The organism is Larkinella punicea (assembly GCF_003334855.1).
GTDB classification, from domain to species: domain Bacteria; phylum Bacteroidota; class Bacteroidia; order Cytophagales; family Spirosomataceae; genus Larkinella; species Larkinella punicea.
The window spans coordinates 560-23,040 of record NZ_QOWE01000040.1 but is presented as its reverse complement, the minus strand read 5'-3'; the positions used below and the strand labels follow the sequence as shown (position 1 = coordinate 23,040).

The window sequence follows — 22,481 nt, the reverse complement described above, 5'->3', positions numbered from 1 at the left end:
TATTCAGTATACCATAAACTGAGCTAACAGCAACCCGATGCATTGCACGGTCCAGTTTTTCCGCAGGCTGGTCAGGGATTTCTGGAGCAGATTATAGACGGATTGGCGGCCCAGGTGCATCACATCCGCAATTTGTTCGAAACTCAGGTTCTGGTAAAACCGCAGATAGATCAGTTCCTTCTGGCGGTCGGGCAGGTGATTGATCACACGCTCCAGTTTGCGAATCTGGTAGACCTCGTTTTCTTCTTCGATCCACTGGACATCGGCCGCAAACTCGACCGAAAACGCGTATTCGTCCGAAAGCGTGGATTGGTGTGTGGTGTGTTTCCGGGAAAGCTCCCGCAGGACGCGGGTTTTGAGCACCACGAGCAGATAGGCCCGGACGTTGTCGACCGAACAAACGGAATCCTGCCGTTTCCACAGATTGAGGAACAACTCCTGAATGCAGTCTTTCACAAACTCCCGGTCGGCATGCAGCCGCATTCCCCAGTGAAAGAGGTCGGCATAATAGCTCTGCATGATCTTCGCGAGCGCATACATATCCCCCGCCCGGTATTCCTGCCACAGTTGTTGTGCTTCTTCCGAAGGTAGCCGTCTACTCATAGTTTCAGGTGCTATACCTGCAAGAGCCTCTTTTTCAGGAAACCTAACCTCTGTTTTAAGATTATTTTTTTAAAAAATTAGAGAATACCGATAATTAAAATATCAAATGATAAATATTGAATCAGTAGTGTACGAAGGATGCATTTTTTTCCACCCTCTTTGGCTGTTGGCGTAGCACGATCTTTAGAATGGTTCTTTCTGATACTATAATGCGAATGAGGGGTGGTTGGCCGCGTAGCGGACGGATGTTTGTAACGAAAAGACTACCCGGTTCCTCCCGCGTGCCTTTGGGTACGCAACAGGCAGGTGCAGGTGATTGCGTACCCAAAGGCACGCGGGCTTTCTTGATGGCACACTGTGGCTACAAACATCCGTCCGCTACGCGGCCAACCACCCCTCATTTGCGTTAGCATCGACAAGAGTCTGCAAAAATCGTGACCAAAAAAGGGAAGGAAAAACGGTTTACCAATCATTTTAAATCCTTCGTACAGTACTGATATTGAATGCCAAATGATAAGGTAGTGTAGCCGACCAGCCTTTATCATTTGGCATTCGATATTTATCATTTGATATTCAATATCGATGCGCAACGCGGTAGACAATTGCTTTTTATTCATACCGTTTATAACCCTGAATAGCATGCATTCACAGCCTTCCCATCCGCTGGCGTTGCCGGTTGGCACCACCCTCGAACGGTACATCTTGAACCGGCAGTATGCGCCAACGATGGTGAAAAATCTGCGGAGTTTGTTTTGAAAGAGAGTAAAGAGGGGAGACAAGAGAATAGAGATTAATCCGCGTCTCTATTCTCTTGTCTCCCCTCTATTGTCCCAACTTAAAATTTCACGAAAACATAACTTCGGAAAAGGCCGGAATTCGGGGATTCGGAGGAACTTCGGCCCGTGATATTCGAACGGACAACTTCTCCCTCAACTTTCGATTTTATGGCTACTTCCGATTTTTCTGCTTTGCCAACGGCCGACGAGTTCGTGTCCCGGCTGGACGATTTCCGTGATACAATTAAAGGCGCTATTGTGCAGGTGGTGACGGAGTTGGGCGACGATGCCGATGCGTCCGATTTCGATCTGCGGTTTCTTCCGCTGACCCTCACCGAATCCGACCTGGAAATAACGGCCATCACCCTGAACGACGACGAAAGCGATCCACTGACGCTGAGTTTCAGCGACGACAGCGACGTTGAACTGGACGAACTTTCTACGGATGATCTGGTCAGTCTGTATCAGGTGATGCGGGATGCCGCCGACGAGAGCATGGATGAGGACGATGACTAGGTCAGCCCATTCTAACGGTTAAGTAACGCAAAACTTCATACATACTAGGATAAATCGTACAGACCCCGGCTCGTGTCGGGGTTTTGTATGACCGGAAAACCGGATGCTAAACCGGGCCGGAAATGTAGAAACTGTGCGATTTGAGAACCAGGGTGGTTTCGCGGAAGTGTTCCTCAAACAGATCCTGAAGCTCGTGGACGAACTGAATGTACCGGCGTGACTTGACGCACAGCCAGCAGTTCATCCCGGCTACCAGGCGCGCATTTTCGAAGTTCCACACGTTCGCGGCTTTATCGGGTTCAAATCCGAAGGCCAGCAGCCACGGTTTGGTCAGTTTGATCGGCTGGGGTTCATTCGGCGGCTGGAGCTCTTTGATGTGTTTTTCAGTCAATAAAACCGGTTCTTTCTGAACAACATAGTATCGATTGGGCTTCAGGGGTGTCATCATTGTGCTGGTGGTGTTTACCACTCTACGCAAATCGGTAACACAATATTGTTTTTGACCCCGAATTGATCGAGAACTCTTAGCTACCGGGAATTAGGCACGGTTGTTACGTTCTGCCGCGCTTTTGCCCCCCAGCCCGGCGGCTTCGGGAAGAACAGCGACACGATAAAACCGCTGCAAGCGTAGGCTTTAAAAGGATTTAGGGTACATTTGGGAGTATTCCGACAGCCTAATTTCCCGACAAATGAATGCAAAACGGCTCCTGCTCCCGCTGTTTTTTCTCCTGACCACACTCCCGGCGGTTTCACAAAAAGCCTTGCCCCAGGCCCAGCGACTCCAGTGGTGGCAGCAGGACCGCTTCGGTATGTTTATCCATTGGGGACCGGCGACGCTGACGGGTAAAGAGATTAGCTGGTCACGGGCGGGTTACGGCAAAAGTCGGTACGATTCGCTGTATCTGCGGTTTAATCCCACCCAATTCAATCCGAAAGAATGGGTGCACCTGGCGAAAGCCAGCGGCCTGAAATACGTCGTTCTGACCGCCAAACACCACGACGGTTTCTGTTTGTGGAACACCAAAACCATTCCCTACAACATCATGTCGTCGCCGTTTGGGCGGGACGTTTGCAAGGAACTGGCCGATGCCGTTCACGAAGCCGGGCTTGAGTTGGGTTGGTATTTTTCGCCCGGCGACTGGAAAGACCCCGACTGCCGCAATCCTGACCGGGAGCGGAACAGCGTATTTGAAACCCGGATGTTGCAGCAACTTACTGAACTGTTGACCAACTACGGTAAAATCAGCCTGTTGTGGATCGATTACGACGGCTGGCCCTGCCCGACCGATCCGAAAAATGTGTATGAGCTGGCGCATCGCCTGCAACCCGGCATTATCCTCGACAACCGGCTCGAAGCCTTCAACCCCGACGAGTCGCACGGCCAGCCGGGCCGCTACGGCGATTATGTTACGCCTGAGGGTTTCGTGGCCGGATATGGCCGTGTTCCCTGGGAAACCTGCACGAATTTAGGCCACCAGTGGGCGTGGCGGTTTGAAGACAAACCGCGTGCTGCCAAAGAGGTCGTGCATACGTTGCTGCGGTGTGTAGGCGGCAATGGTAACTTACTGCTCAATGTCGGCCCCGATAGTCTGGGGCAGATTCCACCCCTGTTTGCCAGTCGTTTGCGGGAAGTCGGGGCCTGGATCAATCCCCGGCAAGTTGCTATTTACGGCACCAAAGGCGGTCCCTACACCCCCGCGCCGGAGTACGTCTGCACGCAAAAAGACAACCGGATTTTTCTGCACCTGCTGGCGGGAACCACCAGTGAAATGGTGTTACCACCCCTGCCCGCGACGATCAAACAGGCCGCTCTGCTCAATGGCACGAAGCTGACTTTTTCGCAAAATAAAGAGCAGGTACGGCTGATCGTGCCAGTTTCAGCGCGCGACTCCATTGCGACGATGATCACCCTGACCCTCGACCGCCCGGCTGCGCAACTGGCTCCCATACTGCCGTTTTCGAAAACCGGGTCGCTGGCCTATGGCAAAAAACCGTCGGCTTCGAGCGCGGTGGGGCCGTTTCTGCACGATGCGGGAGCCGCTTTCGACGATAACAAGGCCACCTACTGGAAGCTCGGCCGTAGAAGCGACGCCAATTTTGAGGCTAATTACGGAAAACCGCTTCACTATCAGACGAAAGAAGCCCAGTCTCACTATGAAAGCACCGGCTGGCTGCAGGTTGATTTAGGGAAACCGCAACCCGTTGGGCAAATCGTGCTTCAGGAATTTCAGCGAAAAAACAACCCGGAGCTGATCCCGAAAATCAGCCGGTTCAGCGTGCAGTATCAAAAAGGCAACGACTGGGTAACGCTGGCGACGGGCCGGGAGATGGGCGACGAATGGCGACAGGAAATTCCGCCCGTTACGGCGCAGCGGTTTCGGTTGGTCATTCTCGAATCATCGGGCAGCATCGGGGTTAGTGAATTCCAGTTGTTATCGCCCAGATAGTCAATCAATTACACCCGGCGCGTTAGTTCTTAAGTCGTCCGGATTTTTCTTCCAGCGCCAGCCGGATGAGATCGACCGTATTTTTGACGCCCACTTTTTTCAGAATGCTGGCGCGCTGGTTGGCCACGGTATTCGTGCTGATATCGAATTTTTTGGCGATTTCCTGGCTGTTCATCCCTTCCGTTAAACAGGTCAGGATCTGGGCTTCCCGCGAGCTAACCTTGTTCCAGATGGACGAGCGGTTTTTGGAACCCTGGCTGTGGTCTTCTTTTAGGGTGGCGGTTTCGGGCACCACCCAATGTCTGATAATCACCGTCGAAGCACTCGGTGGATAATACAATTCGCCGTCGACCACGGCCCGAACCGCCCGCAGAATTTCTTCGCGATCGGTATCTTTCTGCAAATAACCGGCGGCTCCGTACTGCACTGATTTCAGAATGTAATCCTTGTTGTTGTGCATACTGAACATCAGAATCCGGATTTTGGGATACTGCTGCGTTATGATCTGCAGGGCTTCGATCCCCGACATGCGGGGCATGGTGATGTCCAGAAACAACACATCCGGCTTCACCACCGGAATCAGATCGATGGCTTCGTCGCCGTCGGGGGCTTCGCCAACCACCTCAATATCAACTTCATCTTCCAGCAAGGTCCGAACCCCTTTTCGTACCACAGAATGGTCGTCGGCAACAAGAATTCGTATCGGCATCATCCGTTCGTAGTGTCTGGTAAAGTGACGGTAACTTTCGTTCCTTTTTTCAATTTCGACGTAATCGTCAGGTCGCCGTTCATCAACCGAGCCCGGGTGCGCATGTTTTCCAGGCCATTGATGGGCTGAATTCCTTTTTCGTATTTCGGAGTCGATTTCACGGAAAATCCCTTTCCGTTATCTTCCACCGCCAAAACAATTTTGGGCGCTCGTTGCCAGCTAATCCGGATTTTCTGAGCCTGCGCGTGCTTGATGGCGTTGTTCAGAGCTTCCTGTGCAATCCGATACAGGCCAATTTCTACCGCTGGCGGTAGCCTGCTCTCGTCACGATCCCCTTCAAAGATAACCTCAATTCCGGATGATCGGGTGGTTTGTTCTGCTAATAATTGCAAGGTTGCGCCCAAACCGAAGTCGCCCAGCACCGACGGCATCAGGTTGTGCGAGGTCTGGCGGGTTGTCTGAATAACGTCATAAATCAGCTCGCACAATTCCTCGAACCGCTGCCGGTGTTTGGGTTCCGGAAAAGGAATGACCTTCAGCTTTTCCGCGTGCAGTTTCAGGCCAGTCAGCATTTGCCCGATGCCGTCGTGCAGCTCGCGCGCAAACCGCCGTCGTTCTTCTTCCTGCCCTTCCAGCAGGCCCGCCGACCGCACGGTTTCCTCGGCAATCTGCAATCGGTATTTTTCTTCGGTAGCCCGCAGAAGTTCCCGCTGGGTTTTAACCAACTGCTGGTTAGCCACTTCCAGATCCGTGTTGGCCACCGCCAGGCTTTCGTTCACCGCCCGCAACGCATCGTCCGATTGGGTCAGTTTCCGAATCACATTTTTGGTATGCGTCACCACTGGCCGGAAAATCAACAGCCCTTCGATCAGCAGCGTCAGCAGGGTCGCCACCGTCAGCACCCACTCTATCTGCTCAAGCGACCGAACCCGTTCGAAGCTTTCTTTATCGAACTGAAACACGATGGCATTCATCTGATTCAGAAAAGAAGGCTCGTCGCGCAGAATAACCTGCAGAGCGGTTTTCTTCTGCTCCGGCGTTGCCGAAGCGACATCGATCCGCACCAGGCTTTGGTACATGGACTGAAAAACCGGCTCAATTTCTGCGAACATCTGGTCGAGCTGGCGGCTTTTTCGCACCACATACGCCTTTTCCATCCGCAAATCACCATTTCGCAACTGAATGTGGCTCTGGCTCCAGGTGTGCAGCAGCGCCGAAAACGAGGTCGTATCGGCCGTCGGCGTTCCCATGATCCGGAGTAGCGCCAGTTTTGTCAGTCGCTGGCTCAACATGCGTTGCCGACCCGCCACGTTCACCACCCGGCTGTCGTCGTAGTGGTCGCTCAGCGTCTGGCGGATAAACAGCAGCCCGCTCAGCGATAACACGGCAATGCACGTTAACGCCAGGACGTAAAACCGGGTTAACCGGCGGGCTACCTGCTCATCGAGTTGATTCATTCGGTCTCTATTCTACCCCAATATACACCATTCCGTTGGTCACTTTCACCGGAAAGGTCATAATCTGGTAGCCATCATCATTCAGGCACTGCCCCGTCTGGAGCGAAAAGGTCTTTTTGTGGAACGGACAGGCCACTTTCGGCTCGTCGCCCTGGCTGCCGATCATGCCCCGCGACAGGGCCATCTGCTGGCGGTGCGGACATTCGTTGTCCGTTGCATACCACTCGCCCCGGCGCGCAAAATTGTAAATGGCGATCTGGTGACCGTTGATCAGGACACAAGCTCCCCCATCAGCCGGAACATCCTCGGCCCGGCAGGCCAGATACCACGTAAGTTCTTCTTTTTCAGCTAATAAAGTTTCCATGATTTTTTTGCGTCTGCAGAAAATAAAACGACAATGATTTGTTCATAGCCCACGGTTTCAACCGTGGGCTGGTAAATCCAATAAATCCACCGGGTATTACTTCCATTCCTTCGCCCGTTTCATCTCCCGCAGGGATTCGAATTCTACTGTTGGATCTTTTTGTTCAGGAACGTTGACGAAGTGGGCAAACCGCTTGCGGAGTTCGGGGTTGTCGACCACTTCTTTCCATTCGCATTTGAAGGTGTCGACCAGCAACTGCATCTCGCGCTCCAGATCGGCGGCAATGCCCAGCACATCGTCCACCACCACGGCTTTCAGGTAGGTCATGCCGCCTTCCATTTTGTTCATCCAGGTGGCGGTGCGCGTCAGCGGGTCGGCGGTTTTGATGTAAAACATCAGGAACCGGTCAATGTAGCGGATGCAGGTTTCCTTATCCACGTCCGAAGCCAGCAACTGCGCGTGCTGCGGTTTGGAGCCGCCATTGCCACCGACGTACAGATTCCAGCCTTTTTCGGTGGCGATAATGCCAAAATCCTTGCTTTGCGCTTCGGCACATTCTCGGATACAGCCCGACACGCCCGACTTGATTTTGTGCGGAGAACGAACGCCCTTGTACCGGTCTTCCACTTCGATGGCAAACGACACCGAATCCTGCACACCGAATCGGCACCAGGTGCTGCCGACGCAGCTTTTCACCGTCCGCAGGGATTTCCCGTAGGCGTGGCCGCTTTCAAAACCGGCGTTGATCAGTTCTTCCCAGATCAGGGGCAGATCGCCGACGTGGGCACCGAAAAGGTCGATACGCTGTCCGCCGGTTATTTTGGTATACAACCCGTATTTTTTGGCCACCTGACCAATCACGATCAGTTTGTCGGGCGTAATTTCGCCCCCCGGAATGCGCGGCACGACCGAATAGGTGCCGCCTTTCTGGATGTTCGCCAAAAACCGGTCGTTGGAGTCCTGAATGGTGGCGCGGCCTTTTTCGAGAATATTTTCGTTCCACAAACTCGCCAGAATCGACGCCACCGCCGGTTTACAAACCTCGCAGCCGTCGCCTTTTCCAAACGTGTCCAGCACGTCATCAAACGTTTTCAGGCTGTTCATTTTCACCAGATCCAGCAGTTCCTGGCGAGTGTAGTCGATGTGTTCGCAAAGCACATTCCGGACATAATGCCCCTGCTGTTTCTGGACGCCCTGAATCAAATCTTTCACCAACGGCGTACAACCACCACAACCCGTGCAGGCTTTCGTGGCTTTCTTGAGGGAATCGATGGTCGTGTGGCCGTTTTCACCGATTTCGTGGCACAGCATCGCCTTGGTAATGGCTTCGCAGGAACAGATCAGCGCATCGTCGGGCAAACCCATGACGCCTGCTCCCGCTTCTTCGCCCCCGCGCGAACCCAGGATCAGGTCTTCCGGATCGGGCGGCAGGATGGTTCTATTCTTGCAGGTTTGCAGCAGCATGTTATACTGATCGGCATCGCCCACCAGAATACCGCCCAGCAGCGTTTTGCCATCGGCCGAAATATTGATGCGTTTGTAAACACCTTTGGCTTTGTTTTCGTAGGCGATGGTCCGGCAGGACGGTTCGGCAATGAACGGATCACCAAACGAAGCCACATCGGTGCCGATCAGCTTCAATTTGGTCGACATGTCGAACGGTTTGAACTCCTTCTCCTCGCCCATCAACCGGGACGCCACCACCTCCGCCATTTCGTAACCCGGAGCCACCAGGCCGTAGATCATGTGGTGAACGACGGCGCATTCGCCAATGGCAAAAACCGATGGATCGGAGGTTTGCAGGGAATTATCGACCACAATGCCCCCGCGCGGGTGCGTATCCAAACCGGTCGCTTTCGCCAGTTCGTCGCGCGGACGAATCCCGGCGGAGATAATCAGCATATCGACATCCAGCGTGCTGCCATCGGCAAACTGGATTCCTTTGATGGTGTCTTCGCCCGTAATTTCCTGGGTACTCTTGGAGAGGTGGATGTTCAGGCCCAGCGATTCCAACTGGCGTTGCAGAATACCCGAGCCCGCGTCGTCGATTTGCCGGGGCATCAGGCGGGGCGCAAACTCAATCACGTGGGCTGTCTCCAGACCCAGATCGAGCAGGGCTTTGGCGGCTTCCAGACCCAGTAAACCGCCCCCCATCACCGCTCCTTTTCGCGCTCTGCGCGCATACGATTGAATGAGGTCCAGATCTTCGATGGTGCGGTACACGAATACCCCGTCTTTTTCGACGCCGGCTACGGGTGGCACAAACGCGCCGGAGCCGGTGGCCAGGATCAGATAGTCATAGGGTACTACCATTCCGTGGTGCGAACGGACTTCCTTCCGCTCCCGGTCGATGTCCACCACCGGATCGGTCAAATACAGTTGGATACCGTTTTCGGCATACCACGATTCGGGTGCCATCGTGAGGTCTTCGGCCGTTTTTCCATCGAAATAGGCACTCAAATGCACGCGATCGTAGGCCGCCCGCGGTTCTTCCCCAAAAACCGTCAGGGTAAACTGCACCCCGTTTTTTTGTTTGGCTACTAATTTTTCACAGAATTTGTAGCCCACCATGCCATTGCCTACGACGACGACATGTCTCATTTTGTTTGCGTTCATAGTTATTAGTAACTATAGTTATAAAACAAACCCGTTTATTTTTTGTACTATTTCAGTAAAATTCCCCAATCACTCCTGAAATACTACGATTCAAAATTAAACTGATTTTTCTCAATTTCCTATATTTTTATTCGGTTACACCTAAATTTTAATCCTATTTTTATTGAATTCACTTGTTTTTCCAAATTATGTCTTTAATTTTGAACCAATAATTTAATAGTTATCAAATACTAACAATAGTACATTTTAACTATTCACCACTACTAAACACCAAAGCGATGAAGCCAAAGCTTACACTCGTGGGGGCGGGTCCCGGCGACGGCGAATTGATCACCTTGAAAGGGATCAGGGCGCTTCAGAAAGCAGACGTTGTGCTGTACGACGATCTGGCCAATGACTCCTTACTGGATTTTGCACCCGAACACGCGCTGAAAACCTACGTGGGGAAACGGGCGGGGAAGGCATCGTTTACGCAGGAGGAAATCAACGGTTTGATTGTGCGGATGGCGCAGGAACACGGCCACGTGGTTCGGCTGAAAGGTGGTGATTCCTACGTATTCGGACGCGGATACGAGGAATACGAACACGTCCGGCAGTACGGTATTCCGTGCGATGTCGTTCCCGGCGTTTCCAGTTGCATTGCGGTTCCGGCTTCGCAGGGCATTCCGGTTACCTCCCGCGGGGTCAGTGAAAGTTTCTGGGTTATCACCGGCACCACGCGCCACGGCGAACTGTCCGACGATCTGCGGCTGGCGGTTCAGTCGAAAGCGACGGTGGTGGTGTTGATGGGCGTGAATAAACTGGCGGAGATCTGCGCACTCTACTGCCAGGCCGGTCGGGGACATGTCCCGATGGCGGTTATTCAGAACGGGACCCGCATCAACGAACAGAGTGTGGTGGGTCAGGTCTGGAAAATGCCTCATCTCGTAGCAGAGCATGGCGTGGGGGCGCCGGCTGTGCTGGTGATCGGCGAAGTGGTTGCCCTGCATCCGGCCTACCTGGCCGAATGCCTGCGCAGCCTGTCGGTCGCCGGTTGAAACAAAAAAGCCGATCCGGTGTGGGGGCACCTTTGGATCGGCCAAAACTGGGTTTGTCTATGTAAAACACAAACGGTTCAAAGAAAATGAAAAAACCGACATAAAGCAAATCGCTTCATTTCGCCTTATCGGGTCCGGACGACCAGACGAATCGAGTCGTCACCCGTAAGGCCTGTCCTTTCAGAGGGTTGCCTTTCTCTTACCCGCTTCGGGTATTCTGCTTACTTTTTGCACCGGCCGCTTCTTTTCTTTCAACCCACGTATGCCATGAAACGCTACTTCATGCGGTTAGGGCTTCTATGCCTGCTGCTGACTATTTTCCACACACAACTCCGGGCGCAGGTTTCGCTGACCGGCCAGCTTCGTACCCGTACGGAACTGCGCGACGGTTTCGGCAATCTGGCACCCAAAAACAGCCGGGCGGCCGCTTTCACGTCGCAACGCACCCGGCTCACATTCGGTTATAAATGGGATCGCGTTCTTTTTAACGTTTCCGTGCAGGACGTCCGGGTGTGGGGCCAGGATGCTTCCAGTATCAACAGCACCGACGGAAACCGGCTGATGATCCACGAAGCCTGGGCCGATCTGACGCTCATCAATGCCGCCGATAGCACGCTGAAATTCAAGCCCATCGACAGGTTATCGCTAAAAATCGGACGTCAGGAACTGGTGTATGACGACGTCCGCTTGCTGGGCAATCTCGACTGGCTCCAGCAGGCCCGCCGGTTCGATGCCGCCATCCTGAAAGCCCAACACCATGGCTGGGCGCTGGATCTGGGCGTCGGCTTTAACCAGAATTCCGATGCGTTTGGAAACACCGGCACCTATTATACACCCGCCAATGCACCAGCGTCGGCACTTTCCAACAAAAACGTTTCGCTGGCGATTCCGGGCGGTTTTTTGCCCACCGTCGGAAAAGGCGGGGCGCCGGTGGTGGCCAACGCGGTCAGCACCAATGGCCAGAATCAGCAGTTCAAGGCGTTTCAGATGGCGTATCTGACGCGGAAATTTAACGGGACTAAATTCTCGGCTTTGGTCTTTAAAGACGATTTCTCAAAATACCGCATCGACTCTCTGGGCAGTGTTTCAACGGGCTACGTATATGGCCGACGTTATGATGTTCCGGGCGTTCATTCCCGGCTGACGTACGGAGCGATGTTGACAGGACAGGTCACGGTTTCGGCCGCAAAAACCGGTCAGATTTTGTGGCAGGCTTTCGGGTATTTGCAAAGTGGCAGAGATCGCGACGGTTTGCGCATCCGGAACGCCTATCACTACGGTGCCAATGTAACGTTCCAGAAAGGTCTGCTGAGTGTTACTCCCGGTTATGAAGTTCTTTCCGGCACCAATGCCGCAACGGCAAAAACGGGAGAAACCGGTCGCTTCGATCCGCTGTATGGCACACCGCACAAACACTGGGGCTACATGGATTATTTCTACGTGGGCACCGGCGCACCGGTCGGCGGTTTGAAAGATGCGTTTCTGAAGTTCAAATACGCCGGAAAACGCCTGACGACGGGCCTTGACGTGCATTATTTTGCCCTGGCGGCAACCACGTTTAACAAAATGCCCGATGCGGCATCCGGCGCAAAACTCGATTCGAAACTGGGCATGGAGTTCGACTTTACGGCCACCTACAGCCTGAACAAATTCACGAGCCTGGAAGCTGGATACGCCTTGATGCGCGGCACGAATTCGCTGGAATATACGAAGCAAAACACCATGAATCAGAAAGATAAACTGGGAACCTGGGCGTATTTGATGATCAACATCCGCCCCACTTTCCTCTAATCATAAACCGAAAAAGCCATGAACGCACACGTAAATAAACCGCTCGAAACGCTGCCCGTATTCAGTTTCTCAGGCATTCAGATGAAGACTTTTCACATCACCTGGATGACGTTTTTTGTCTGCTTTTTCGGCTGGTTCGGTCTGGCCCCGCTGATGCCCGCCATCCGCGCCGATCTGGGACTGACGAAGCCCGAAGTTGGTAACACGATCATTGCCGCCGTGTCGGCCACCATCTTTGCCCGTCTGGTCGTCGGAAAGCTGTGCGACACCTGGGGGCCGCGTAAAACCTACACGGCTTTGCTCGTGCTGGGCGCGTTTCCGGTCATGTTCGTCGGCCTGGCCCACGACTACACCACGTTTTTGCTGTTCCGTCTGGCGATTGGCGTCATTGGTGCCTCGTTTGTCATCACGCAGTTTCATACGTCGGTCATGTTTGCCCCCAAAATCAAGGGAACGGCCAATGCCGTGGCCGGGGGCTGGGGGAACCTGGGCGGGGGCATCACGCAACTCGCCATGCCGGTGATTATGGCGACGATTATCGGTTTTGGCTACACCAAGCCTGAAGCCTGGCGGCTGGCGATGATTTTCCCGGGCGTCCTGATGCTCATCATGGCGTTTGTTTATTTCCGCTACACGAAAGACACACCGAACGGCAACTACGACGAGATTCAGCGTACGACGGTGAAAGGCGAGAAAATAAGCTTCTGGAAAGCCTGCGCCGACATCCGCGTCTGGGCTTTGTCGCTGGCGTATGCCTGCTGCTTCGGGATGGAAATCACCTTCGATGGGGTGGCGTCGCTCTACTTTTTCGACAATTTCGATATGAAAGAAACCGAAGCCGGTTTCTGGGCCATGCTGTTCGGGTTCATGAACATTTTTGCCCGCGCCCTCGGCGGAATCGTCGCCGACAAAGTGGGAAATCAATACGGTATGCGCGGCAAAGGGCTGCTACTGGCCGGTTTGCTGCTGATGGAAGGCGTCGGCATTGCACTCTTCGCACAGTCGGGTAGCCTGTCGATGGCCATTATTTCCATGATCACCTTCGCACTATTTCTGAAAATGGCCAACGGCAGCACCTACGCCATCGTGCCGTTTGTCAATCCAAAAGCCGTTGGGGTCATTTCGGGGGTTGTCGGTGCCGGTGGTAACATTGGCGGTATGCTGATGGGCTTCCTGTTCAAATCGCAATCCATCAGCTACGGACAGGCCTTCCTCTACATCGGTGGAATTGTCGCAGCGACCGGCCTGTTGCTGTTCCTCGTCAACTTCGGCAAAACCGCCGTCGTAAAAACCGCCGAAACTGAATTGCAAACGGCGTAATAAAAGGAGGAAAGGAGGAAGGAATTAAAGGATAAAGGGAAAAGGCAACTTTGCTCAACTCTTCCCTTTATCCCCTCCTCCCTTCCTCCTCTCCTTCCATTAATTCCTCAAATCATGACTCATCAAACTACCTGTTGCTACTGTGGTGTTGGCTGTGGAATCGTGGTCAAACAGGAGCAGAACGGACGGCTGACGATTGAAGGAGATAAAAGCCATCCTTCCAACCGCGGCATGCTGTGTTCGAAAGGGATGAATCTGCACTATACGGTAATGGATCAGTCGGATCGGTTACTGTATCCGCAGATGCGACTCAACCGGTCGATGCCGCTGCAACGGGTGGGCTGGGATGCCGCGCTGGAACGTACGGCTGCGGTTTTTAAGACCTTCATTCAAAAGTACGGGCCGGATTCGGTAGCGTTTTATGTGTCAGGGCAGTGTCTGACGGAAGAATATTATCTGGTCAACAAGCTGATCAAAGGCTTTATTGGCTCCAACAACATCGATACCAATTCCCGCCTGTGCATGAGTTCCGCGGTGGTGGGCTACAAACTGTCACTCGGGGAAGATTCCGTGCCGGTTTGCTACGACGACATCGAGGAAGCCGACGTTTTTCTGGTGCAGGGTGCTAATCCCGCCTGGTGTCATCCCATTCTCTGGCGACGGATCGAAGCGCACAAAGCTGCCAATCCACACGTCAAAATCATTTGCGTCGATCCCCGAAAAACCGATACTGCCCGTTCGTCGGATCTCCATTTGCCCATTCGCCCCGGCACCGACATTGTGCTGAACAACGCGATTGGCCGGGTACTGATCGAGAACGGCGACATTGACATCGACTTTATCACCAATCATGCCGATGGGTTTGCGGCCTATCGCGATCAGGTGATGCAGCGCACGATTGAGGAAGCCGCCGATCTTTGCGGTATTTCGTCCGAAGGCATTCGGCAGGCGGCCGACTGGATTGGCCGCTCGAAGGGCTTTCTATCGCTGTGGACGATGGGCCTGAACCAGTCGGTGATTGGTGTGAACAAAAACCTGTCGCTCATCAATTTACACCTGATTACGGGTCGGATTGGCAAACCGGGTAACGGGCCTTTTTCGCTGACGGGACAACCGAACGCAATGGGTGGCCGCGAAACCGGCGGCTTGGCCAACATCCTTCCCGCCCACCGCGACGTGATGAATGCAGCCCACCGCGCCGAGGTGGAAGCTTTCTGGAAGAGTCCGGTCAAGATTGCGCCCAAACCCGGCCTGACCGCTACTGAGATGTTCGAAGCGCTGGCCGACGATAAGTTGAAAGCCATCTGGATCATCAATACGAATCCGCTGGTGAGTATGCCGGATGTCAATGCCGCTGAACTGGCCTTGAAAAAAGCCCGGTTTGTGGTTGTGCAGGATGTTTCGAACCGCGCGGATACCGTTGGCTTTGCCGATGTCGTGCTGCCCGCTGCGGCCTGGCTCGAAAAAGACGGAACGATGACCAACGCCGAACGGCGGATTGCGTACCTGCCCAAAGTAATCGACGCCCCCGGCGAAGCCTTACCGGATTCGGAAATTCTCTGGCGGTTTGCGCAGAAAATGGGTTTTGGCAAATCGTTTAATTATGCGAATTGCTCGGAAGTCTATGACGAATACACCCAACTCACGGCCGGAACGAACGTCGATGTAACGGGCGTGAGTTATGAACTGCTGAAGAAATACCGGACGATTCAGTGGCCGTTTTCGGAGAAGAATGCCCCTAAATCCCCTAAAGGGGACTTGGACGCAGCCAAACCAGATGCAGAAGTCCCCTTTAGGGGATTTAGGGGCGAAACCGGCACCAAACGACTCTTTACCGACCACCGGTTTTATACCGCCAATGGTCGCGCGCAGATTCATGCGGTTCCCGACGAAAACGCGTCGGAACCGACGGACGAAGACTTTCCGCTGGTGCTGACCACGGGGCGCATTCGCGACCAGTGGCATACGATGACCAAAACTGGTCGGGTGGCCAAACTTAATCAGCATAGTCCGCAACCGTTTCTACAAATCCATCCCAACGACGCAAAAGCGCGGGGCATTCAGGAGGGTCAGTTGGTCGAAGTACGGGGTCGGCGGGGCGAGGTGCGTGTCAAGGCCCAGCTCACCGAGGATGTGCGGGCCGGTTTGTGTTTTTTGCCCATGCATTGGGGCAAAATGTTGAAGAGCAATCTGAACCGCGCCAACAACCTGACGAATGCCCTTGTCGATCCCCGTTCGAAAGAACCAGATTTCAAGTTTTCGGCGGTTGAGGTGGTCCCCTACCGCAAACCGGTTGAAAAAATCGTCATTATCGGGGCCGGGTCGGCGGGGTTGGGCTTTATCAATGCCTACCGAACTTTAAATACGGACGATGAGATTCACGTCTTTTCCAAAGAAATTTATCCATTTTACAACCGGGTTTTGCTGCCCGATTACATCAGCGGAGCGCAGTCGTGGGAGCAACTCGTCAAGTTGCGCGAGGACCAGTTCGAAGAAGCCAACATCGTTGTTCACAAGGGGGTTAGCATCGTCCACATCGACCGGAAAGCTAAAGTTCTGATCGACAGCAACGGCGTGGAACACACCTACGACAAACTGCTGCTTGGTACAGGAAGCCGGGCGTTTATGCCACGGGGCGTTCCGAAATTACCGGGCATTTTCAACATGCGGTCACGACTCGATGCCGATTCGCTGCTGCCTTTTCTGAAACAACCGGAAGACGGGGCCGAACCGCACACGGTCATTGTGGGGGGCGGTTTATTGGGTCTGGAACTGGCGGCTTCGCTGCGTCAGATCAACGTTCGGGTGACGGTGATTCAGCGGGCGGGGCGGTTTATGGAACGCCAGATCGATCCGCTGGCGAGTGAACTGTTGTATCTGGAACTGAAAGAACGGGGCATCGATGTGTTTTTCAACGAGGAAGTTCAAACGTTTGCCGGAACCAACAAAGTGGAAGGCATTCAATTAAAATCGGGCCATAAAATACCGTGTCAGGTCGTGGTGATCGCCATCGGCACGGAGCCGAACATCGAACTGGCGCGGGAAGCCGGACTTGAGTGCAACCGGGGCGTGGTGGTAAATGACTACCTGCAAACATCGGACCCGGACATTTTTGCCGCGGGCGAACTGGCGCAGTGGAACGGTCAGATGTGGGGCATCACGCTGGCGGCCGAGCAGCAGGCCGAAATAGCCGCCGGTTTCATCGCCGGTGATGTTTCCAAACCGTATCGGGGTAGTGTTTCGATCAGTATTCTCAAAATGGAAGGGCTGCATTTGTGCAGCATTGGAATGGCCGAAACGCCCCCGAATGATTCCAGCTACGAAGAAATCGTTTTCATCGACAAGTCGAAACGGTATTATAAAAAATGCATCGTTCAGGGCGACAAGCTCGTGGGGGCCATTTTGATTGGCGACAAGAACGAATTTGCGGAGTTCCGCGACCTGATTGCCAGGGGAACGGAACTGTCGGAAAAACGCCTGCAACTGCTGCGGGCCAGCAAAACCGTCGACCCGATGGAGGGCAAACTGGTGTGTTCCTGCAACAGCGTGGGTCAGGGCAACCTGGAGCGCGCCATTCAGGCGGGTTGCACCGATTTCCAGCAGTTGTGCCAGAAAACCGGTGCAGGAACCGGCTGCGGTTCGTGTCGCCCGGAAGTGCGGAGCATCCTGGAAAAAATGAGTGAATTAGTGATTGAGTGATTGAGTGGCTCACGCGGTATTTTTCACTCAATCGCTCAATCACTAATCCACTCAATTACTCGTCGTTCATCATTACAATGAGAGATTATTACACCCTCAAAGTCAACCTTCCGGCCGGGATCAGTTCGCCGGGGACGTTGCAGAATCTGTTGTCGCTGGCCCGGAGTGCCAACGTTCGGAATGTTCGTTTTGGTGCCCGGCAGCAGTTGCTCATGACGGTGCATTACGAAGACCTGCGTGCGTTGGAAAAAGAGCTAAAAAAGCATCCGATTTCCTACGAAATCAATACGGATCAGTTTCCCAACATCATCAGTTCCTATTGTGGGGAGGACGTGTTTCGGACGGGCGCGTGGCTGCGGGAGGGCGAATATCACACGGTGCTGGATCAGTTTGATGAGCAGCCCCGATTGAAAATAAACCTGTCGGATTCCAACCAGAGTTTTACGCCCTTTTTTACGGGAAATCTCAATTTTATCGCTTCCCCCGAACCCCATTTCTGGTATTTATACGTCCGTCCGAAGCAGAGTAACACGGTTTTTCGCTGGCCGGAACTCGTCTATACCAACGATCTGGGCCGCCTGGCCAAAGCTGTTGAAACGGCGCTGCTGGACAGCGAATCGGACTTCCGGGATGCGGAAACGCTGCACAAAACCGTCACGAGTCAGGCCAGCTTTATCACCCAACCGGCGACGCAGGAGGTTGAACTGCCGGAGTTTTCGTTGCCGTATTACGAAGGGTTCAACCGCTACAGCGAGCGGTCGTGGCTCGGATTATACCGCCGGGATGAGCAGTTCCCCATCGATTTTCTCCTGGATATTTGCGCGTTATGCCTTAAAACCCGCATCGGCGAAATCTGTGTAACACCCTGGAAATCGCTGATTATTAAAGGAATCGAAGAAAAAGACCGGGGCGCGTGGTCGTATGTACTGGCCAAACACAACATCAACGTGCGCCATGCCGCCAACGAATTGGCGTGGCAAACGGAAGACCACAGTGACGACGGCCTGCAACTGAAAAATTACGTCATCCGGTATTTTGAGAAATACGATATGCGGACGTTCGGGCTGTGTTTTGGCGTACAAACCCGCCCCAAATCGGAGGTATTCGGCTCGGTTCTGGTGCGCAAACGCCCGCTGCTCCGGATCGGTCATCTGGCGCTTTTCAGCGTGTATGATCTGTATTATACCGAGAACTTCAACCCGAATGCCCGGACGTATATCCGGTTCGAGAAAGGACTGCTCAAGCCCTTTTTGCCGTACCAGATCGACCGGTTGTGTCGAAAATTCAGCAACCGCCGTTCGCTCGAAACGGGTAAATCCGTCCGTTTGGAAACGGAAAATTCCGAACCTGCCCCCGTTGCGGCCAATCGATTGTACCAGTGTCCACATTGCTTTACAGTATATGATCCGCAGTACGGTGATGAACGGCGCGGCATTCCGGCTGGCTTGTCGTTCAGCCAGTTACCCAACGACTACTGCTGTTCTACCTGCGATGCCCCCAAAATCGAGTTCCAGGAAGTTCAGTTCGAATTAACCAACCAAATCCAGCATTGACTATGAAACCGCAGGCTGTTGATACCGTATATTTTGCTTTTGAGAACGACTTTGTCGACACATTTCGCTGCATCCCGATGATTGTCCGCTACAAACTCGACACGTGCGGGATCAAGCTGAAACTCCCGGAATGGGTGAAACTGCGGGTCGATGAAAAACGCGAACTGGCGGTCCGCCCGTGTTTTACTGCACCGGAAATCGAACACTACCGCCAGTATTTGATTCATCGGGTGGCCGAGCGTTGCCAGAAAACCGTCAGCGAACTGCCGCCGGTGGAAGCGACCTGGGATATTCTGGGCGAGGTTCCCGGCGAAGTCCAGGAAAAAGCGCGGGAATTCAACTGCGCGCCCCTGACCCTCCGGCAATGGATTCGGCTGGATGTGCTCCAGCGGTTTGCGCTGATCAAGCTCTGCCGGTCGGGTCACGAAGGAAAAAACTTCCCCCGCGCTTTGCGGGAATTTGGGATTGCTACGGCTTAAAACCGGTCATTGCTGCCGATGAGACTGCTTATTTTGTAAACATGGGCAGCGGATTCAGCGGATGTCCGAAGAAGTTCTTCGCCAATTCTTTGGTCAGAAACCAGTGAAACCCCCGATTGGGCAACCGCTCCCGGTTTTTCCGGATCTGGTGCTGATCGGCCCCGAACGTCAACAGGCCCAGCGACACATCGATCCAATCCGCTTTCCGGAAGTTTTCGACGGTTTTCTCGAAGTTGCCGCGATACGGACTGATTTTGTGGTGCCAGTAAATCATCAGCGTAATTTCTTCGATCCACGCTTGTTTCCCGGTTTCAGTCAGGTATTGCCGGGCCTGCGCCACCGAAGGGTCTAAATAATCAATGGTGTGATTGGTCCAGATGCCGATGTCGTGAAAAACGACGGCCAGGGCGTATTTTTCTTCATTGGTTGCATCCCGATCCAGCAAAAGGCAATTCAGAAAAACCCGGTAGACATGGTTGCGGTATTTATCATAATCTGCACCAATGACAGGTTTGAAGATTTGCAGCAAGGCTTCGATGGAGGGATGGGGTTCGTTCATGGATCGGCGGCAGGTTACGCTTTATTCTTTCGCACAGATTGTTTTAAAAGACTTAAAATGTAATCAATATCTTCAAGGTCAGTCAATTTAATTTCATAAGCTCCATTTCCCCAATGTCCAACATTTGAAACATCGCGAGTGACATTTTTTTGATCCTGCAAGTCGCCAATTTTTAAATTCAGGTAAATCTTAAGCCCTTTACCTTGCAATACAACATCGCAGAATATATTATTATCTACCTTAAAGCCAATCGTCTGTTTCTTAGGATGAACGGTGATATTGTCATCCATATTCAGCAATCTATCCTTGACATTCTCGAATAGTTCACGGGTTTCAGAATCCACTTTTTGCAGATGATCTTGCTCCGTATAAACTTTCACTTCTTTACTAACGGCTTCTACCGTATCATCTGAACGGGAAATCGTTTTGATACTTTCTTTTGCAGAAGCCTTTTGTAGTTGTTCAAAAGAAATTGTATCATTTTCAAACTTTTTAACCTCCCAAAGCTCGATAGGTAAGTCTTTAAAATTTATAGCTTCCCGCTGGTAAGTCGTAAAGAAAGGGGCTACAAAAATCACCTTAGATTGTGTCCAGTCAACATCCAGACGCTTCAAACTTTGGTTTTGACTTTCGTTATATTCTAAGATAAAATCTGCTTTATTATTCAGCATTAACGACAAATACGCATAGCCCTGATCAATTACACTAAAGGTTTTATCTCGCTTATATTCAATAATAACAAACGCTTTCGTCTCCGGATCGAAAGCCAGGGTATCAATCCGAAAATTGTTCAGTGCAAATTCAGAGCGTATAAAATTAAGTCGTAATAAGATTTGCAGATTTTGCTCCGTTATACGCTGAATCTCCCGTTCAAATTTGAATGAAACTTCTTTTATATGTTCTAATTGATGTCCTATTTTAAACAATGGCATAGTCGATTGGCTGGTATGGTTACGCTTTATTGTACAGAGAATGCTTACTTGCTACGATGCATTACAGAGCAAAGCACGCAAAAAAAATTGAAACACCTGAAAACTACTTTGTAAAAAGACCATTCCAAAGCCCTTATACCCAAACAATTCATTCATCGTTTTGAAAGTATACCCCCGCTTTTTTGCCCCTCCACAATCTCCCGGATGGCGCGAACCGATTTGTTCCGATAGCCTCTCTTTTTAATTTTCAGTCGGCCAACGGGTCGGAATCAACCCCTCAACTTGTCGTTTTCACCCCTCCTGATTCCGAAAAAAAACCGTCACCTTTGTTCCATACCAAACTCCTATTCAACACCATGGAAAAGCTGGAATATACTATTTTGATCGATGCTCCGCGGGAAACCGTGTGGAATATCCTCTGGAACGATGCGACGTATCCGGTCTGGACGGCGGTTTTTAGTGAGGGTTCACGCGTGGAAACGGATTGGAACGAAGGGAGTAAAGTGTTGTTCCTGGGCGGAGAACACGAAGGAATGATTTCTTCTATTGCCGCCAACCGGCCCAACGAATTGATGTCGTTCAAACACCTGGGTGTTATCAAGAATGGGGTTGAAGATTATGACAGTGAAGCCACCAAATTATGGGCGGGGGCCCACGAAAATTATACCCTCAAAACCGTCGATGGACAAACCGAACTAACAGTGGATCTGGATGTTACGGAACAGGACAAAGCCTACTTTCTGAAGACCTGGCCAACGGCTCTGGACAAAGTAAAAGAACTGGCGGAAAAAGGCGCGTAATCAATCCCACACATACCGCTCATCATAGGCCATACCGTATTTCTGAAAAATCCCCCGGCATTCGTCTTGGAACGTGGTGTTGCCATGGTGCTGGTATTGATTGCTGATGTACCGGACTACGGCATCGACCTGCGACGGATTCACCGAGAACGCGCCATAGCCGTCCTGCCAATAAAAATTCCGGTAGGTGTGGCCTTTCGTCTTCATCCATTTGGACGAGCTTTTCTTCACCTCTTCCAGCAACTTCATGAGGGCGATCTTCTTCGACAGAACGCACAGAATATGCACATGGTCGTAGTAGCCGCCAATTTTTACCGGATTGCATTCCAGTTGTTTGCAAACACCGCCCAGATAGGCATACAATTCGTCTTTCACCTCATCGCCGATGATCGGCTCACGGTATTTGGTGCTGAATACCAGGTGAACATACACCTGGGTTAAGGATTGTGGCATGGTGTACCTGATTTAATGGTTTGCACGATTAAATCATTAGACGATAACCCCTGCAAAAAGTAATGCCCTGAACTCGGATTGGGTTCAGGGCGATTGTGGATCACCTGCCACAAACCTATTATAATCCCATGTTCGGGACGATGACGTGTTCGGGATGATCCCATGTTCGGGGCGATGGCGTATTCGGGATGATCCCATGTTCGGGACGATGACGTGTTCGGGATGATCCCATGTTCGGGATGATGACGTGTTCGGGATGATCCCATGTTCGGGATGATGACGTGTTCGGGATGATCCCATGTTCGGGATGATGACGTGTTCGGGATGATCCCATGTTCGGGATGATGACGTGTTCGGGATGATCCCATGT

Annotated in this window: 18 protein-coding genes; 9 read left to right on the top strand and 9 right to left on the bottom strand. The window is 52.4% G+C overall.

Features of this window, described 5'->3' with window-relative positions; genetic code table 11:
• Nucleotides 1-3: 3 nt before the first annotated feature.
• A complete protein-coding gene (locus DUE52_RS31170; RefSeq protein WP_114410058.1) occupies nt 4-603 on the bottom strand; it encodes an RNA polymerase sigma factor in 600 nt (199 codons plus the stop codon).
• A 944-nt stretch (nt 604-1,547) separates the two neighbouring features.
• On the opposite strand from DUE52_RS31170, the gene DUE52_RS31160 reads away from it, so the two are divergent.
• Nucleotides 1,548-1,895 carry a hypothetical protein gene (locus DUE52_RS31160; RefSeq protein WP_114410056.1) on the top strand — a complete coding sequence of 116 codons (348 nt, stop codon included), beginning with the start codon at nt 1,548-1,550 and terminating at the stop codon, nt 1,893-1,895.
• A gap of 106 nt (nt 1,896-2,001) precedes the next feature.
• On the opposite strand, the gene DUE52_RS31155 is transcribed toward DUE52_RS31160, so the two are convergent.
• Nucleotides 2,002-2,343, bottom strand: a complete 342-nt coding sequence (locus tag DUE52_RS31155; RefSeq protein ID WP_114410055.1) for a hypothetical protein — start codon at nt 2,341-2,343, stop codon at nt 2,002-2,004.
• Nucleotides 2,344-2,584: 241 nt separating this feature from the next.
• On the opposite strand from DUE52_RS31155, the gene DUE52_RS31150 reads away from it, so the two are divergent.
• Nucleotides 2,585-4,342, top strand: coding sequence for an alpha-L-fucosidase (locus DUE52_RS31150; protein WP_114410054.1), 1,758 nt, complete (start codon nt 2,585-2,587; stop codon nt 4,340-4,342).
• Between the two features lie 22 nt (nt 4,343-4,364).
• On the opposite strand, the gene DUE52_RS31145 is transcribed toward DUE52_RS31150, so the two are convergent.
• From DUE52_RS31145 to nirB, 4 genes are all read right to left on the bottom strand, one after another.
• Complete coding sequence (locus DUE52_RS31145; protein ID WP_114410075.1) at nt 4,365-5,051, bottom strand: response regulator transcription factor; 687 nt, start codon at nt 5,049-5,051, stop codon at nt 4,365-4,367.
• Nucleotides 5,051-6,508 (bottom strand): ATP-binding protein, encoded by a 1,458-nt coding sequence (locus DUE52_RS31140; protein ID WP_114410053.1) that lies wholly within the window; start codon nt 6,506-6,508, stop codon nt 5,051-5,053. Before DUE52_RS31140 ends, DUE52_RS31145 begins: the two co-directional genes overlap by 1 nt.
• A 7-nt stretch (nt 6,509-6,515) precedes the next feature.
• Nucleotides 6,516-6,872, bottom strand: a complete 357-nt coding sequence (gene nirD / locus DUE52_RS31135) for a nitrite reductase small subunit NirD (protein ID WP_114410052.1) — start codon at nt 6,870-6,872, stop codon at nt 6,516-6,518.
• Between the two features lie 96 nt (nt 6,873-6,968).
• The gene (nirB, locus tag DUE52_RS31130) at nt 6,969-9,473 is read right to left on the bottom strand and encodes a nitrite reductase large subunit NirB (protein ID WP_229312370.1); all 2,505 of its coding nucleotides are present in this window, start codon (nt 9,471-9,473) and stop codon (nt 6,969-6,971) included.
• Nucleotides 9,474-9,766: 293 nt separating this feature from the next.
• Here nirB and cobA point away from each other — a divergent pair, with 293 nt between their 5' ends.
• The 6 genes from cobA (at nt 9,767) to DUE52_RS31100 (ending at nt 19,367) form a co-directional block, all read left to right on the top strand.
• The gene (cobA, locus tag DUE52_RS31125) at nt 9,767-10,525 is read left to right on the top strand and encodes a uroporphyrinogen-III C-methyltransferase (protein ID WP_114410050.1); all 759 of its coding nucleotides are present in this window, start codon (nt 9,767-9,769) and stop codon (nt 10,523-10,525) included.
• A gap of 267 nt (nt 10,526-10,792) precedes the next feature.
• Nucleotides 10,793-12,316, top strand: a complete 1,524-nt coding sequence (locus DUE52_RS31120; protein WP_114410049.1) for an alginate export family protein — start codon at nt 10,793-10,795, stop codon at nt 12,314-12,316.
• Between the two features lie 18 nt (nt 12,317-12,334).
• A complete protein-coding gene (locus tag DUE52_RS31115) occupies nt 12,335-13,636 on the top strand; it encodes a NarK family nitrate/nitrite MFS transporter (protein ID WP_114410048.1) in 1,302 nt (433 codons plus the stop codon).
• 114 nt (nt 13,637-13,750) lie between these two features.
• Nucleotides 13,751-17,335, top strand: a complete 3,585-nt coding sequence (locus DUE52_RS31110) for a nitrate reductase (RefSeq protein ID WP_114410047.1) — start codon at nt 13,751-13,753, stop codon at nt 17,333-17,335.
• Nucleotides 17,336-17,412: 77 nt separating this feature from the next.
• Nucleotides 17,413-18,888 (top strand): rubredoxin domain-containing protein, encoded by a 1,476-nt coding sequence (locus tag DUE52_RS31105; protein WP_114410046.1) that lies wholly within the window; start codon nt 17,413-17,415, stop codon nt 18,886-18,888.
• A 2-nt stretch (nt 18,889-18,890) separates the two neighbouring features.
• Entirely contained in the window at nt 18,891-19,367 is a 477-nt protein-coding gene (locus tag DUE52_RS31100) for a nitrate reductase associated protein (RefSeq protein WP_114410045.1), read from the top strand.
• A gap of 28 nt (nt 19,368-19,395) precedes the next feature.
• Here the strand turns inward: DUE52_RS31100 and DUE52_RS31095 are convergent, their stop codons facing one another.
• Complete coding sequence (locus tag DUE52_RS31095) at nt 19,396-19,926, bottom strand: hypothetical protein (RefSeq protein ID WP_114410044.1); 531 nt, start codon at nt 19,924-19,926, stop codon at nt 19,396-19,398.
• A 14-nt stretch (nt 19,927-19,940) separates the two neighbouring features.
• Nucleotides 19,941-20,858, bottom strand: a complete 918-nt coding sequence (locus tag DUE52_RS31090) for a DUF5655 domain-containing protein (protein ID WP_114410043.1) — start codon at nt 20,856-20,858, stop codon at nt 19,941-19,943.
• A 356-nt stretch (nt 20,859-21,214) separates the two neighbouring features.
• Between DUE52_RS31090 and DUE52_RS31085 the strand changes: the two genes are divergently transcribed.
• The gene (locus DUE52_RS31085; protein WP_114410074.1) at nt 21,215-21,658 is read left to right on the top strand and encodes an SRPBCC domain-containing protein; all 444 of its coding nucleotides are present in this window, start codon (nt 21,215-21,217) and stop codon (nt 21,656-21,658) included.
• Here the strand turns inward: DUE52_RS31085 and tnpA are convergent, their stop codons facing one another.
• On the bottom strand, nt 21,659-22,111 hold the full coding sequence (tnpA, locus tag DUE52_RS31080) for an IS200/IS605 family transposase (RefSeq protein WP_114410042.1): 453 nt from the start codon (nt 22,109-22,111) through the stop codon (nt 21,659-21,661).
• Nucleotides 22,112-22,481: the final 370 nt, after the last annotated feature.